Raw genomic sequence first — 15,044 nt, forward strand, 5'->3', positions numbered from 1 at the left:
TTTTTCGTCTTGCGACGTTAAGAATCCGTATCTTCGAGTGCCCACACAGATTGTCTGATAAATTGTTAAAGAGCAGTTGCGACGCGGCTTTCAGCTCACTGTCGCGAGGTGGCGTATATTACGCTTTCCTCTTTCAGAGTCAACCCTGAATTTCAGGATTTTTCTCTTCAACCGAACCGGCTGTTTGTGTGAAGTGATTCACATCCGCCGTGTCGATGGAGGCGCATTATAGGGAGTCGTTTCAGGAAGACAAGCGGAAAAATGCATTTTTATTTCAACCGCTCATCTTTTAATCATTACGCCGGTTTTTGCTGCTTTTTTATCGCTTGCGGCAGGTCTGCCAGGCTATTTAACACCCAATCCGCCGCGTTTTCTGCTTCAGGCGTAATAGGTTTTCCCGTACGCACCAGCACTTTTGTTCCCACGTTCGCCGCAGCCGCTGCCTGCATATCTTCTAATTTATCGCCCACCATATAAGAAGCGGCCATATCAATATGCAAATAATCGCGTGCTGACAAAAGCATCCCCGGATGTGGTTTGCGGCAGTCGCAGACCTGGCGAAACTCTTCAACACTACCCTGCGGATGATGCGGGCAATAATAGATACCATCCAGATCGACATCGCGGTCCGCCAGCGACCAGTCCATCCACTCGGTCAGCGTTTCAAACTGTGCTTCAGTAAATTTACCGCGAGCAATGCCAGACTGGTTGGTTACTACCACCAGCGCAAAGCCCATTTTTTTTAGCTCGCGCATGGCGTCAATAACACCGTCGATAAATTCAAAGTTGTCGATCTCATGGACATAGCCGTGATCGACATTAATGGTGCCATCACGGTCAAGAAAAATTGCGGGTACGCTCTTCGCCACCTTTTATAGCTCCTTAATAAGGCATGTGACGCTAGTATCGCATGTTTCGACCTGCAAGAAAGTGCTCTTCGCATAAACCTGATTGATTTAGACGTCTGGATGCCTTAACATCCATTTCATTGACGGCTTTGACCGTTTCAGGCATTCGAAATGCCACGACTAACTTAATGACGATAATAAATAATCAATGATAAAACTTTCGAATATCACCAAAGTGTTCCACCAGGGCACCCGCACCATCCAGGCGTTGAACAACGTCAGCCTGCATGTGCCAGCTGGACAAATTTATGGCGTTATCGGTGCCTCAGGCGCGGGTAAAAGTACGCTTATCCGTTGTGTAAACCTGCTGGAGCGCCCAACCGAGGGTAGTGTGCTGGTCGATGGTCAGGAACTGACCACGCTGTCAGAATCCGAGTTGACCAAAGCTCGCCGCCAGATTGGTATGATTTTCCAGCATTTTAACCTGCTCTCTTCGCGCACTGTTTTTGGCAACGTGGCACTGCCGCTGGAGCTGGACAACACGCCGAAAGACGAGATTAAACGTCGCGTGACAGAATTACTGTCATTGGTTGGTCTTGGCGATAAGCATGATAGTTACCCGTCTAACCTTTCCGGTGGGCAGAAACAACGTGTGGCGATTGCCCGTGCGTTAGCCAGCAATCCCAAAGTATTGCTGTGTGATGAGGCCACCAGCGCGCTGGACCCGGCAACAACACGTTCTATTCTCGAACTGCTGAAAGACATCAATCGTCGTCTGGGTTTGACGATTCTGTTGATCACCCACGAAATGGACGTTGTGAAGCGCATTTGTGATTGCGTGGCGGTGATCAGTAATGGCGAGTTGATCGAGCAGGACACGGTAAGTGAAGTGTTCTCGCATCCGAAAACGCCGCTAGCGCAGAAGTTTATTCAGTCGACCCTGCATCTGGATATCCCGGAAGATTACCAGGAACGTCTGCAAGCGGAGCCATTCACTGACTGCGTGCCGATGCTGCGTCTGGAGTTTACCGGTCAATCGGTCGATGCCCCGCTGCTTTCTGAAACCGCGCGTCGTTTCAACGTCAATAACAACATTATTAGCGCGCAGATGGATTACGCCGGTGGCGTTAAGTTCGGCATCATGCTGACTGAAATGCACGGCACACAACAAGATACGCAAGCCGCCATTGCCTGGCTGCAGGAACACCATGTAAAAGTAGAGGTACTGGGTTATGTCTGAGCCGATGATGTGGCTGCTGGTTCGTGGCGTATGGGAAACGCTGGCAATGACCTTCGTATCCGGTTTTTTTGGCTTTGTGATTGGTCTGCCGGTTGGCGTTCTGCTTTATGTCACGCGTCCGGGGCAAATTATTGCTAACGCGAAGCTGTATCGTACCGTTTCTGCGATTGTGAACATTTTCCGATCCATCCCGTTCATTATCTTGCTGGTATGGATGATTCCGTTTACTCGCGTTATTGTCGGTACATCGATTGGTTTGCAGGCAGCGATTGTTCCGTTAACCGTTGGTGCAGCACCGTTTATTGCCCGTATGGTCGAGAACGCTCTGCTGGAGATCCCAACCGGGTTAATTGAAGCTTCCCGCGCAATGGGTGCTACGCCGATGCAGATCGTGCGCAAAGTGCTGTTACCGGAGGCGTTGCCAGGTCTGGTGAATGCAGCAACTATCACCCTGATTACTCTGGTCGGTTATTCCGCAATGGGTGGCGCAGTCGGTGCCGGTGGTTTGGGTCAGATTGGCTATCAGTATGGCTACATCGGTTACAACGCGACGGTGATGAATACGGTACTGGTATTGCTGGTCATTCTGGTTTATTTAATTCAGTTCGCAGGCGACCGCATCGTCCGGGCTGTCACTCGCAAATAACGTTCAACACAACATAAATAATTGAAGAAGGAATAAGGTATGGCGTTCAAATTCAAAACCTTTGCGGCAGTGGGAGCCCTGATTGGATCACTGGCACTGGTAGGCTGCGGTCAGGATGAAAAAGATCCAAACCACATTAAAGTCGGCGTGATTGTTGGTGCCGAACAGCAGGTTGCAGAAGTCGCGCAGAAAGTCGCGAAAGACAAATATGGCCTGGACGTTGAGCTGGTCACCTTCAACGACTATGTTCTGCCAAACGAAGCATTGAGCAAAGGCGATATCGACGCCAACGCCTTCCAGCATAAACCGTACCTTGATCAGCAACTGAAAGATCGTGGCTACAAACTGGTCGCAGTAGGCAACACGTTTGTGTATCCGATTGCCGGTTACTCCAAGAAAATCAAATCGCTGGATGAACTGCAGGATGGTTCGCAGGTTGCCGTGCCAAACGACCCGACTAACCTTGGTCGTTCACTGCTGCTGCTGCAAAAAGTGGGCTTGATCAAACTGAAAGATGGCGTTGGCCTGTTGCCAACAGTTCTTGATGTTGTTGAGAACCCAAAAAACCTGAAAATTGTTGAGCTGGAAGCACCGCAGCTGCCGCGCTCTCTGGACGATGCGCAAATCGCTCTGGCGGTTATCAACACCACCTATGCCAGCCAGATTGGCCTGACTCCGGCGAAAGACGGTATCTTTGTCGAAGATAAAGAGTCTCCGTACGTAAACCTGATCGTGACGCGTGAAGATAACAAAGACGCAGAGAATGTGAAGAAATTCGTCCAGGCTTATCAGTCTGACGAAGTTTACGAAGCAGCGAACAAAGTGTTTAACGGTGGCGCTGTTAAAGGCTGGTAATTTTTAGGCTGTTTCCACAATTTGTAATATCATTCAGGACGGGCGCTTGCCCGTCTTGTCATTTTTACAAGCTCCTGATTCAATATTGACGTTTTGATCATACATTGAGGAAATACTATGCGTGCTTTACCGATCTGTTTAGTAGCACTCATGCTAAGCGGCTGTTCCATGTTAAGCAGATCCCCTGTCGAACCCGTTCAAAGCACTGCACCCCAGCCGAAAGCGGAGCCTGCAAAACCGAAAGCACCGCGCGCCGCGCCGGTCCGAATTTATACCAATGCAGAAGAATTAGTCGGCAAACCATTCCGCGATCTCGGTGAAGTCAGTGGCGATTCTTGCCAGGCCTCTAATCAGGACTCTCCGCCGAGCATTCCAACCGCGCGTAAGCGGATGCAAATCAATGCCTCTAAAATGAAAGCCAATGCGGTATTACTGCATAGCTGCGAAGTTACCAGCGGTACGCCAGGCTGCTATCGTCAGGCTGTATGTATCGGTTCTGCGCTTAACATTACGGCGAAATGAGCAGTTTCCAGTTCGAGCAAATAGGCGTTATTCGCTCGCCCTATAAAGAAAAATTCGCCGTTCCGCGCCAGCCAGGTCTGGTAAAAAGCGCCAACGGTGAACTGCATCTCATTGCTCCCTACAACCAGGCCGACGCCGTTCGCGGCCTGGAAGCGTTTAGCCATTTATGGATCCTTTTTGTCTTTCATCAAACAATGGAAGGCGGCTGGCGTCCGACTGTGCGTCCACCGCGCCTCGGCGGTAACGCCAGAATGGGCGTTTTCGCCACACGCTCTACTTTCCGCCCTAACCCGATTGGTATGTCGCTGGTAGAGCTGAAGGAAGTTATTTGTCATAAAGATAGCGTGATTCTGAAGCTCGGCAGTCTGGATCTGGTCGATGGTACGCCGGTGGTAGATATCAAACCGTATCTTCCCTTTGCCGAATCGCTTCCTGATGCCAGTGCCAGCTATGCGCAAAGTGCACCAGCGGCAGAGATGGCGGTGAGTTTTACCTTAGAGGTCGAAAAGCAGCTTTTGACATTGGAGAAGCGCTATCCGCAGTTAACGCTGTTTATCCGCGAAGTACTGGCGCAGGACCCGCGTCCAGCCTATCGTAAAGGTGAGGAAACGGGCAAAACCTATGCCGTCTGGCTGCATAATTTTAACGTTCGCTGGCGCGTCACCGACGCTGGTTTTGAAGTCTTTGCGCTGGAACCGCGTTAAATTCGCGCCCTTCTCTTTTGACATTTCTTTTGCACTGGTAAACTAAATCACTTTTTTTGTCCCAGGCTCGCCTTGAGCCTGCTCTACCTTCCAACTGGAACCGTAACAACATGCGTACTAGCCAATACCTGCTCTCCACTCTTAAGGAGACACCTGCCGACGCCGAGGTGATCAGCCATCAGCTGATGTTGCGCGCCGGGATGATCCGCAAGCTGGCCTCCGGGTTATACACCTGGCTGCCGACCGGCGTGCGCGTTCTGAAAAAAGTCGAAAACATCGTGCGTGAAGAGATGAACAACGCCGGTGCGATCGAGGTGTTAATGCCGGTGGTTCAGCCATCTGAACTGTGGCAAGAGAGTGGTCGTTGGGAACAGTATGGCCCGGAATTGCTGCGTATTGCTGACCGTGGTGACCGTCCGTTCGTACTTGGCCCAACTCATGAAGAAGTGATTACCGACCTGATTCGTAACGAGCTGAGCTCTTACAAACAGCTGCCGCTGAACTTCTATCAGATCCAGACCAAGTTCCGTGATGAAGTGCGCCCGCGTTTCGGCGTCATGCGTTCCCGCGAATTCCTGATGAAAGATGCTTACTCTTTCCATACCTCTCAGGAATCCCTGCAGGAAACCTACGATGCAATGTATGCGGCCTACAGCAAAATCTTCAGCCGCATGGGGCTGGATTTCCGCGCCGTACAGGCCGACACCGGTTCTATCGGCGGTAGCGCCTCTCACGAATTCCAGGTGCTGGCGCAGAGCGGTGAAGACGATGTGGTCTTCTCCGACACCTCTGACTATGCAGCGAACATTGAGCTGGCAGAAGCTATCGCGCCGAAAGAACCGCGCGCTGCTGCTACCCAGGAAATGACGCTGGTTGATACGCCGAACGCGAAAACCATCGCGGAACTGGTTGAACAGTTCAATCTGCCGATTGAGAAAACGGTGAAGACTCTGCTGGTTAAAGCGGTTGAAGGCAGTAGCTTCCCGCTGGTTGCGCTGCTGGTGCGTGGTGACCACGAGCTGAACGAAGTTAAAGCAGAAAAACTGCCGCAGGTTGCAAGCCCGCTGACTTTCGCGACTGAAGAAGAAATTCGTGCGGTGGTTAAAGCCGGTCCGGGTTCACTGGGTCCGGTAAACATGCCGATTCCGGTAGTAATTGACCGTACTGTTGCGGCGATGAGTGATTTTGCTGCTGGTGCTAACATCGATGGCAAACACTACTTCGGTATCAACTGGGATCGCGATGTCGCAACCCCGGAAGTTGCGGATATCCGTAACGTAGTGGCTGGCGATCCAAGCCCGGATGGCCAGGGTACGCTGCTGATCAAACGTGGTATCGAAGTCGGTCACATCTTCCAGCTGGGTACTAAGTACTCCGAAGCACTTAAAGCCTCCGTTCAGGGTGAAGATGGCCGTAATCAGATCCTGACTATGGGTTGCTACGGTATTGGCGTAACGCGCGTAGTAGCGGCGGCAATTGAACAGAACTACGACGAACGCGGCATCGTATGGCCTGACGCTATCGCACCTTTCCAGGTGGCGATTCTGCCGATGAATATGCACAAATCCTTCCGCGTACAGGAGCTGGCTGAGAAACTGTATAGCGAACTGCGCGCACAGGGTATCGAAGTGCTGCTGGATGATCGCAAAGAACGTCCGGGCGTGATGTTTGCTGATATGGAACTGATCGGTATTCCGCACACTATCGTGTTGGGTGACCGTAACCTCGACAACGACGATATCGAATACAAATACCGTCGTAACGGTGAGAAACAGTTAATTAAGACCGGTGACATCGTCGATTATCTGGTGAAACAGATTAAAGGCTGATGCCAGAAAGGGTCCTGAATTTCAGGACCCTTTTTTACATGGATTGTATAAAATGGATAAACCAAAGGCGCATTGCCGCCTGCTTCTCCCCTGCTTTCTTTCACTTTCGGCCTGTACCGTTGATATCAGCCAGCCAGACTCATCAGCCACAGCGGTAGATACCGAGGCAAAAACATGGGCAGTCAAATTCCAGCATCAAAGCTCTTTCACCGAACAATCAATAAAAGAAATAACAGAACCTGATCTCAAACCCGGCGATTTACTGTTCTCCTCAAGCCTCGGGGTAACCTCATTTGGTATCCGCGTCTTCAGCACTTCCTCAGTGAGCCACGTTGCAATCTTTTTGGGAGATAATAACGTTGCAGAAGCGACAGGAGATGGCGTCCAGATTGTTTCCCTTAAAAAAGCGATGAAGCATAGTGATAAGCTTTTCGTCTTACGAGTCCCGGATCTTACCCCGCAACAAGCCACAGAAATTACCGCGTTTGCCAATAAAATCAAAGATAGCGGTTATAACTATCGCGGCATTGTCGAATTTATTCCATTTATGGTGACTCGCCAGATGTGCTCACTGAATCCGTTCTCCGAGGATTTTCGCCAACAGTGCGTCAGCGGCCTGGCGAAAGCGCAGTTAAGCAGTGTGAGCGAAGGAGACAAAAAGTCGTGGTTTTGTTCGGAATTTGTCACTGATGCATTTGCCAAAGCCGGACATCCGCTTACGCTGGCACAGTCTGGCTGGATTAGCCCTGCCGATCTGATGCATATGCGTACTGGCGATGTCTCTGCGTTTAAGCCAGAAACGCAATTAGAGTATATTGGGCACTTGAAGCCAGGGATTTATATCAAAGCGGGTCGCTTCGTTGGGTTGACTCAGTGATAAAAGCCAGCCTCGTCCACAAAATACCGGATGAGGCGTGAGCGCCTTACCCGGCCTACAAAATCGTGCTAATACAAAATGTTGCATTATTGGCTGTAGGCCTGATAAGCGCTGCGCATCAGGCAATTTTTCGTTTGTTTCTGTCTCACGATGGCTTACTGCCCCAAACTACTGCAATCCTGGTGCGGGTAAAATTTACCTGCCGTATCGGGCGCAAATACTTTGGTCGGCGCACCAGTATCCGGATTAGCCTCAAGCGTAAAGTGACCTTCTACTGACAGTAACACTGGTTTCTCGCTGTTGCCGCGGGCAGCCAAATAGCCCCGTTCCAGCTCAGCGTTATTCGCTACCATGAAACGTTTTCCGGTCGCACAATCAGTAAAGGTTGCCGCATCAGCCATATAAAAATACATGCCGCGTAGAGTCATCGGCGTCACTGGCAGGCTGGATTTTGCCGGTTCCAGTGTATAGTTGAACTGCGATTCGATCGGATTGCCTTCACGATCGAGCATCTCCAACGCATCTCCTTTCGCCCGATAATATGACTTTTCACCTTTACTGTCGGTTAATACCAGTTTGTCAGCGGTTCGCGCCCATGTACCGTAGGAGGCGAAAGAGGAAGGCTCTTCACGCGCGCCCAGATAACGCTCATTCATCACCCAGGTTCCATCTTTTTCGAGGAACAGAGAGGTTTCGATACCTTCGCAATCAGCACACGGCAGCACGCCGCGCCAGCTTTGCGGCATCGGCTTCAGTTCAGCGGCCTGCGCCGGAGAAAGCGTATCGACTTCGGCTCGATTATTACATCCCATCAGAGTAAAGAGGCTGATTACAGCCATCGCTGTCACTATCGCTTTTTTCACCATCCATTCCTTCTTTTTATTCCCGACCGCCGCGCACTTTGCCGCGCAACGCCTTCACGCTTGATTTTTGTGCTTTCGATACCAGCCTGCGCTCTTTTGATGCGCGGGTAGGTCGTGTCGGTCGCCGGTTTTTTTGTTCTGTTGTTAATTCTTTAATCACTGCCACCAGCCGAGCCAGCGCCGCTTCGCGGTTCAGTTCCTGGCTGCGGTATTCCTGTGCCTTGATGACTATCACTCCATCGCTGCTAATCAGATGATGGCTGGCAGCGAGCAGGCGCTCTTTGTAATACTCTGGCAGGCTGGACGCTCGAATGTCAAAACGCAGATGAATAGCCGTTGAGGTCTTATTAACATGCTGTCCGCCCGCGCCCTGTGCACGAATAGCAGTGATCTCAAACTCGCCATCGGGGATAGCAACATGTCGGGAAATCATAATCATGAAGGTTGTTGCCAGGCGATTAAATTTACTTCCAGATTATTCTTATCATCCGATAACCAAATCACCCCATCCTGAATCGTTGCCTGCAGCGTCATGGTACGATCGGCAAAGGCGCTCACTTTTGCCAGTTGCTCGTCGTCCAGATACCAGACAGAAAGATTGGCAAACTGCGCACATTTGCTCTGATTTTGCTGCCACCAGATTTGCGCCGCCCGACTATTATAGGCAAACAGCGCCACTTCTGCGGCCTGGGTGCAGGCTTTCTTAATCCGCCGCTCATCCGGCAGCCCCAGTTCAATCCACAAATCAATGCCCAGATGATCATTACGCAGCCACGCTTCCGGCTCATCATCGGCACACAAACCTCGGGTAAATTGCAGACGTTCATCAGCATATTTCAGCCACGCCAGCAGGCGCAGCATCATGCGCTCCTGGGTTTCTGAAGGATGGCGCGCCAGCGTCAGAGAGGCATCGAGAAACTGGTTGCGGTCGAGATCGGCCACATTAACCGTCGCTTTATAAATTGTCGCTTTAAGCGCCATAAGAAAACTCCTTTCGAATCAGGAGGCCATTGTAACGGAATACATGCAGTTGCGGCGCTGATATTGCAGAAATGAGTGTGGTATAGTCACCTTGCGAAACAGAGTTTATCTTCGTAGGCTTAGACTTGCATCCACGGTTAAGTCAGAGTGCTGACAGGAGGGCATGTGGAAAAATATTGTGAGTTAATACGCAAGCGGTACGCGGAAATCGCCAGCGGAGACTTAGGATACGTTCCGGACGCGCTGGGCTGCGTTTTGAAAGTGCTGAATGAAATGGCTGCCGACGATGCCCTTTCTGAGGCTGTCAGGGAAAAAGCAGCATACGCTGCGGCAAACTTACTGGTGAGCGATTATGTCAATGAATGATACGTATCAACCAATCAATTGTGATGATTACGATAATCTTGAGCTCGCCTGCCAGCATCATTTAATGCTGACACTTGAGCTGAAAGATGGCGAAAAACTGCAGGGGAAGGCCAGCGATTTAGTCTCCCGCAAAAATGTGGAATATCTGGTCGTTGAAGCTGCTGGCGAAACCCGCGAGCTACGCCTGGATAAAATTACCAGCTTTAGCCACCCGGAAATTGGTACGGTGGTGGTGAGCGAGTCCTGATTGACTTTCGCCGGATGCGACGTTTGAAGCGTCTTATCCGGCTTTCACTTAACTAAGCGTTTTCTTCCAGACAAAACTTACGCCATTCTCACCTTCGGCCACACCTTCTTGCGTCACAAATACCTCTGCCGCTGCAATCAGCGTTTCGCCATAAAACAGCAGTGGCGTGGTGTCACGCAGCCACGGCGGTACGCCCAGTTCCTGCCAGATTTTCTTTAGCTTACGTCCGCCGTTGCGGCCGACAATATGCAGCAATCCTGGCGCTTTGAAACGCACGCTGACCGCTTCGTCTGCACGCGGAGGGCGAATATCGCCTCCCGCAGTAAGTTGTACACTTCCCAGCGCCGCCGGTAATTCCAGCGGTTGTAGCCACGTCTGCCACGGCACAATGGTTTCGCTTTGCCCAGTGACGGATTTAATCCACCACAGTTGCGACTGATAGCGGCGGATTTCAAACGCACCCAAACGTAAACAGGGGGAAGCATCTTCTCGCGCCAGCGCCACTTCCTGCCAGATCCTCACCAACGCGTCGCGGGAAGGCATCGGTGCATTCTGCCCTGCCAGCCAGCGGCGGATAATCGCCGCGCGACGGGCATCACTCATCGCCAGCATTGGCGCAATCTGCAGCGTCCCCTGCGGCGTTTGACAGTGTGCTAAATCATCTGCCAGCAGTTCATCCAGCAGGCTCTCTTGCTCAGCACAAAGTGCAGCGCTGCGGGCCGTTGCTTCGGCAAAATGCGGCCAACGCTGCTGCAATAACGGCACTACGCGCAGGCGCAGGAAGTTACGATCGTATGAGTCGTCCTGATTACTTTCGTCTTCAATCCAACGTAAACCATGCGCCAACGCCCACTGCTCCAGTTCTCCCCGTGTGCGGGCGAGCAACGGGCGGATCAGCCGCGTTCCGGCAAACTCCGAGACTTCCGCCATAGCCGAAAGCCCTGCAGGGCCGCTACCACGTTTTAACGCCAGCAGAAACGTTTCACATTGATCGTCGAGATGTTGCGCTGTAACCAGCACTTCACCAGGTAACAGGGTACGAGCAAATGCCTGATAACGTGCCTGCCGCGCCTGCGCCTCAATACCTAGCCCCTCTTGCGCAAGTTGCACACGCTCAACCACCAGCGGCACCTGCCACTGCTGGCAGATATTTTCACAATGTTTCACCCAAGCATCAGCGTTGGCACTTAAACCGTGATGCACATGAATAGCGCGCAGGGTGACGCCCGGATTTTCCGTCCGCCACTGCACCAACTGATGCAGCAGAACGGTGGAGTCAAGCCCGCCGCTAAAGGCCACCAGAATCTGGCGTGAGATGAGAAGTTGTCTATTGAGCGTGAGTGTCATGATGGTGCGATTTTACAGTAGCAATGCCCGGCACGTTACCGGGCAAATGTGGCGATGACAAGCCTTACTGCTCATACAGTTCCAGCGGCAGCCCGTCAGGATCGTTAAAGAACGTGAAGCGTTTTTGCGTATACGGGTCGACACGTATGGCTTCACATTTCACGTTATGGCTTTCAAGATGCGCCACTGCCGCATCGATATCATCAACGCTAAAAGCCAGATGACGCAGGCCGCAAGCTTCCGGTCGGCTGGGGCGCTCCGGCGGGAACGGAAATGAGAAAAGCTCAATCACATATTGCCCATTAAGCGCCAAATCCCCTTTCCACGAATCGCGCGCTTCGCGATAGACTTCGCTTTGCAGCGTGAAACCGAGAATATCGCAGTAGAAAGCTTTGCTCACCGCATAATCCGTCGCAATAATCGCAATATGATGAACTTGTTTTAAACCCAGCATAACGTCTCCTTTATTTGTTAACAGCACGTTACTCGCCCGGAAGCCGCTCTGGCAAGTTATCCCGCCATTTTTAGGACTCGTACGCGGTAAACGCCATCTTCGTCCTGTTTCGCGCCGTGAATATCCGTTTCAAAGCCGGGGTAGCGCTGACCCACCGAACAGAGCATCAGCAGAAAATCGAGTACCGTGCGGCTCTCCTCGGTCAGCATTTCTCCTGGCATCAGTAGCGGTACGCCAGGCGGATAAGGCAGGATCATATTTGCCGATACTCTACCGACCAGTTGTTCCAGCGCAATGGTTTCTACTTCACCTTTAATCTGTCGTTGCCAGGCCTGATGTGGCGTCATGATCATCTCCGGCAAAGTATCAAATGCCCGCAACATCAAACCGGGAAGATCGTGTTTACGAATCAGCTCATGGATCCCTTGCGCGAGATCCTGAATACGCATATTGCGATAAAAATCGGGATCTTCTGCATAGAGATCGGGCAGCATATTTTTGATCCGCAGGTTGAGATCGTAAGAGCGCTTAAATTCCGTCAACCCACGCAATAATCCCATTGCTTTGGTTTTATCGATGCCAATACTAAAGAGAAACAGCAGGTTATAAGGGCCGGTTTTCTCTACTACGATCCCACGTTCGTCGAGGAATTTTGCCACCAGCGCCGCCGGGATCCCCTCATCGCTCATATTGCCCTGCTCGTCCATCCCCGGTGTCAAAATAGTGACTTTAACCGGATCGAGAAACATATGATCGGCATCCGCATCGTTAAAGCCGTGCCACTGTTCGCCAGGCGCAACGGGCCAGCATTCGGCTTCATCCACCTGCGGCGGTTGCCAGATATCGAAAAACCAGCCGTCAGACTCTTCCCGCAGCCGCTGGACCTCTTTGCGAAAATGCAGCGCTCGTTCTACTGAACGGTTAATCAGCCGTTTGCCCGGATTACCACGCAGCATCGCCGCCGCTGTCTCAACCGAAGCAACAATGGGATAACTGGGCGAGGTGGTGGTATGCATCATAAAGGCTTCATTAAACGCCTCTTCGTCGTACTCACCTTTAATGTGGATCAGTGATGCCTGCGACAACGCCGCCAGCATTTTGTGGGTTGATTGCGTTTCGAAGAAAACTTTTCCTGCCATCCGATCGCCACTCATACCACTTTTGCCCTGATAGATCGGATGAAAATGAGTATACGGGACCCAGGCGGAATCGAAGTGGATCGAGGGGACATCCAGCGTCTGTTTGATCCAGTCGGTGTTGTAGAGCAAGCCATCATAGGTTGAGTTGGTGATCACCGCATGAACCGGCCATTGTGCCTGCGTGGTAGCAGCGACTTTCTCTTCGATACTGTCGCGGGTAAATTCTCGTCGCGGGATCCCGCCCAGAATCCCCAACGCATTACGTGTTGGTTTTAGCCAGACCGGCACTACATCGTTCATCATCAACAGATGCGCCAGCGATTTATGACAATTGCGGTCAATTAACAGCGTACTGCCGGATGGCGCGGCGTACATACCCACAATTTTGTTCGACGTCGATGTTCCGTTGGTGACGATATAACTCTGTTCCGCGCCGAAAGTCCGTGCGATGTACTCTTCCGCTTCCAGATGTGGCCCGGTGTGGTCGAGCAACGAACCTAGCTCGGTTACCGAAATAGAGACGTCCGCCTTGAGGGTATTCCCGCCGAAAAAATCATAAAACAGACAGCCTACCGGGCTTTTCTGATACGCGGTGCCACCCATATGCCCCGGCGTACAAAAGGTGTACTTCCGCTCTTTAACATAGGTAAACAAGGCTTTCGTGAACGGCGGGGTAATGTTATCGAGATATTCGTTGGTGTACTGACGAATACGAATGGCGATATCTTCTGCCTGCCCCAACGCATATTCAAAGAACCAGAGCGCCATCCGCATATCCTGCACGCTGACATCCATCGTCGAGTGAGTATTGATGAAGGCATAAAGCGGGAGATATTCATTAAGTTGATTGATATCGCTACATAAATCGAGACTGTATTCATCCCAGTCAAAAATCACGCCGCATATTCGTGAGTTGTGTTCGATAAATTTCAGCAAATCAACGCTGTTTTGTGGCCAGATAATCTGAAAACCTTGCGCCACCAGCGCCGACTCCAGTTCTTTGATGGGCTCATCTTTATAAAAGACGCCATGCGGTCCCATAATGGCAATGATATTCATGTGTTCCTCCTGGAAAATCCTTCCTTAATCATAGCCCGCTCAAACCATGGCGATAAAAAAGGGCCACCGAAGTGACCCTTTTCAGAACATTTGCTGATTACGCGTAGCCGTAGCTCATCAGGCGCTGATAACGACGATTTTTTAAATCTTCAGTGCTTAACACGTCGAGATCGGCCAGATCCGCCAGCAGCTGCGCTTTCAGAGACGCCGCCATCGCTTCCGGGTTACGGTGAGCACCACCCAGCGGTTCCGGGATGATGGAGTCGATCAGTTTCAGTTCTTTCAAACGCGGAGCGATGATCCCCATCGCTTCAGCCGCCAGCGGCGCTTTGTCGGCGCTCTTCCACAGAATGGACGCACAACCTTCCGGCGAGATAACAGAATAGGTGCTGTATTGCAGCATATTCACTTTATCGCCCACGCCAATCGCCAGCGCGCCGCCAGAACCACCTTCACCGATAACGGTGCAGATAGTCGGTACGCTAAGGCGAGACATTTCACGCAGGTTGCGTGCAATGGCTTCAGACTGACCGCGTTCTTCTGCGCCCACGCCCGGATAAGCCCCCGGGGTGTCGATAAAGGTGATGATTGGCATCTTAAAGCGTTCAGCCATTTGCATCAGACGCAGTGCTTTGCGGTAACCTTCTGGCGCTGGCATACCAAAGTTACGGCGAATTTTTTCTTTGGTTTCACGACCTTTTTGATGACCAATGATCATCACCGGACGACCATCGAGACGGGCGATACCACCGACGATAGCTTTATCGTCTGCATACGCGCGGTCGCCAGCCAGTTCGTCAAATTCATCAAAGGCCAGGCGAACGTAATCCAGGGTATAAGGACGCTGTGGATGGCGTGCCAGTTGCGCAATCTGCCATGCACCGAGATCGGCGAAGATTTTACGCGTCAGTTCTACGCTTTTTTCACGCAGACGATGCACTTCTTCATCGATATTAATATCCAGTTTCTCATCCTGGCGGCTAACCGCAGTCAGAGAATCGATTTTCGCTTCCAGCTCTGCAATCGGCTGTTCAAAATCAAGGAAATTCAGACTCATAGTATTCCTG

At 51.5% G+C, this 15,044-nt stretch carries 17 protein-coding genes; 9 read left to right on the forward strand and 8 right to left on the reverse strand.

Translation table 11 applies throughout. The annotated features are described in order from the left end of the window. Nucleotides 1-296 precede the first annotated feature (296 nt). Complete coding sequence (gene gmhB, locus BGE37_RS12280) at nt 297-869, reverse strand: D-glycero-beta-D-manno-heptose 1,7-bisphosphate 7-phosphatase (protein ID WP_001140174.1); 573 nt, start codon at nt 867-869, stop codon at nt 297-299. A 187-nt stretch (nt 870-1,056) separates the two neighbouring features. Between gmhB and metN the strand changes: the two genes are divergently transcribed. The 7 genes from metN to BGE37_RS12315 all read left to right on the forward strand — a co-directional run bounded on the left by metN (nt 1,057) and on the right by BGE37_RS12315 (nt 7,521). Beyond that, the gene (gene metN, locus BGE37_RS12285; protein ID WP_000593994.1) at nt 1,057-2,088 is read left to right on the forward strand and encodes a methionine ABC transporter ATP-binding protein MetN; all 1,032 of its coding nucleotides are present in this window, start codon (nt 1,057-1,059) and stop codon (nt 2,086-2,088) included. Further along, complete coding sequence (locus BGE37_RS12290; protein WP_001294600.1) at nt 2,081-2,734, forward strand: methionine ABC transporter permease MetI; 654 nt, start codon at nt 2,081-2,083, stop codon at nt 2,732-2,734. Before metN ends, BGE37_RS12290 begins: the two co-directional genes overlap by 8 nt. A gap of 39 nt (nt 2,735-2,773) precedes the next feature. Continuing rightward, complete coding sequence (gene metQ, locus BGE37_RS12295) at nt 2,774-3,589, forward strand: methionine ABC transporter substrate-binding lipoprotein MetQ (protein ID WP_000874226.1); 816 nt, start codon at nt 2,774-2,776, stop codon at nt 3,587-3,589. 117 nt (nt 3,590-3,706) lie between these two features. Next, nucleotides 3,707-4,111: an Rcs stress response system protein RcsF gene (gene rcsF, locus BGE37_RS12300; protein WP_001202321.1), complete on the forward strand. Its 405-nt coding sequence runs from the start codon at nt 3,707-3,709 to the stop codon at nt 4,109-4,111. After that, complete coding sequence (gene tsaA, locus BGE37_RS12305) at nt 4,108-4,815, forward strand: tRNA (N6-threonylcarbamoyladenosine(37)-N6)-methyltransferase TrmO (protein WP_024224770.1); 708 nt, start codon at nt 4,108-4,110, stop codon at nt 4,813-4,815. Before rcsF ends, tsaA begins: the two co-directional genes overlap by 4 nt. Before the next feature lie 110 nt (nt 4,816-4,925). Further along, complete coding sequence (gene proS / locus BGE37_RS12310; RefSeq protein WP_001260696.1) at nt 4,926-6,644, forward strand: proline--tRNA ligase; 1,719 nt, start codon at nt 4,926-4,928, stop codon at nt 6,642-6,644. Nucleotides 6,645-6,696: 52 nt separating this feature from the next. Then, on the forward strand, nt 6,697-7,521 hold the full coding sequence (locus BGE37_RS12315; RefSeq protein WP_032183250.1) for a YaeF family permuted papain-like enzyme: 825 nt from the start codon (nt 6,697-6,699) through the stop codon (nt 7,519-7,521). Nucleotides 7,522-7,676: 155 nt separating this feature from the next. Here BGE37_RS12315 and nlpE read toward each other — a convergent pair whose 3' ends face one another. The 3 genes from nlpE to BGE37_RS12330 are packed head-to-tail and all read right to left on the reverse strand — an operon-like array spanning nt 7,677 to nt 9,365. Next, nucleotides 7,677-8,387 (reverse strand): envelope stress response activation lipoprotein NlpE, encoded by a 711-nt coding sequence (gene nlpE / locus BGE37_RS12320; protein ID WP_000239168.1) that lies wholly within the window; start codon nt 8,385-8,387, stop codon nt 7,677-7,679. 13 nt (nt 8,388-8,400) lie between these two features. Beyond that, nucleotides 8,401-8,823 carry an alternative ribosome rescue aminoacyl-tRNA hydrolase ArfB gene (gene arfB, locus BGE37_RS12325; RefSeq protein ID WP_105288058.1) on the reverse strand — a complete coding sequence of 141 codons (423 nt, stop codon included), beginning with the start codon at nt 8,821-8,823 and terminating at the stop codon, nt 8,401-8,403. Continuing rightward, the gene (locus tag BGE37_RS12330) at nt 8,820-9,365 is read right to left on the reverse strand and encodes a YaeQ family protein (RefSeq protein ID WP_001185281.1); all 546 of its coding nucleotides are present in this window, start codon (nt 9,363-9,365) and stop codon (nt 8,820-8,822) included. The genes arfB and BGE37_RS12330 overlap by 4 nt, the downstream gene beginning before the upstream one ends. Before the next feature lie 165 nt (nt 9,366-9,530). On the opposite strand from BGE37_RS12330, the gene BGE37_RS12335 reads away from it, so the two are divergent. Further along, nucleotides 9,531-9,731 (forward strand): YaeP family protein, encoded by a 201-nt coding sequence (locus BGE37_RS12335; protein ID WP_000417058.1) that lies wholly within the window; start codon nt 9,531-9,533, stop codon nt 9,729-9,731. Continuing rightward, nucleotides 9,718-9,978: a Rho-binding antiterminator gene (rof, locus tag BGE37_RS12340; RefSeq protein WP_000062318.1), complete on the forward strand. Its 261-nt coding sequence runs from the start codon at nt 9,718-9,720 to the stop codon at nt 9,976-9,978. The genes BGE37_RS12335 and rof overlap by 14 nt, the downstream gene beginning before the upstream one ends. Nucleotides 9,979-10,026: 48 nt before the next feature. Here rof and tilS read toward each other — a convergent pair whose 3' ends face one another. From tilS to accA, 4 genes are all read right to left on the reverse strand, one after another. After that, complete coding sequence (tilS, locus tag BGE37_RS12345; protein WP_105272016.1) at nt 10,027-11,325, reverse strand: tRNA lysidine(34) synthetase TilS; 1,299 nt, start codon at nt 11,323-11,325, stop codon at nt 10,027-10,029. Between the two features lie 64 nt (nt 11,326-11,389). Continuing rightward, nucleotides 11,390-11,779, reverse strand: a complete 390-nt coding sequence (locus tag BGE37_RS12350; RefSeq protein WP_000901098.1) for a VOC family protein — start codon at nt 11,777-11,779, stop codon at nt 11,390-11,392. A gap of 56 nt (nt 11,780-11,835) precedes the next feature. Next, a complete protein-coding gene (gene ldcC, locus BGE37_RS12355; protein ID WP_105288059.1) occupies nt 11,836-13,977 on the reverse strand; it encodes a lysine decarboxylase LdcC in 2,142 nt (713 codons plus the stop codon). A gap of 97 nt (nt 13,978-14,074) precedes the next feature. Beyond that, on the reverse strand, nt 14,075-15,034 hold the full coding sequence (gene accA / locus BGE37_RS12360) for an acetyl-CoA carboxylase carboxyl transferase subunit alpha (protein WP_000055746.1): 960 nt from the start codon (nt 15,032-15,034) through the stop codon (nt 14,075-14,077). Between the last annotated feature and the right edge of the window lie 10 nt (nt 15,035-15,044).

This window comes from Escherichia sp. MOD1-EC6300, from assembly GCF_002965045.1.
In the GTDB taxonomy this organism is placed as follows: Bacteria; Pseudomonadota; Gammaproteobacteria; order Enterobacterales; family Enterobacteriaceae; genus Escherichia; species Escherichia coli_F.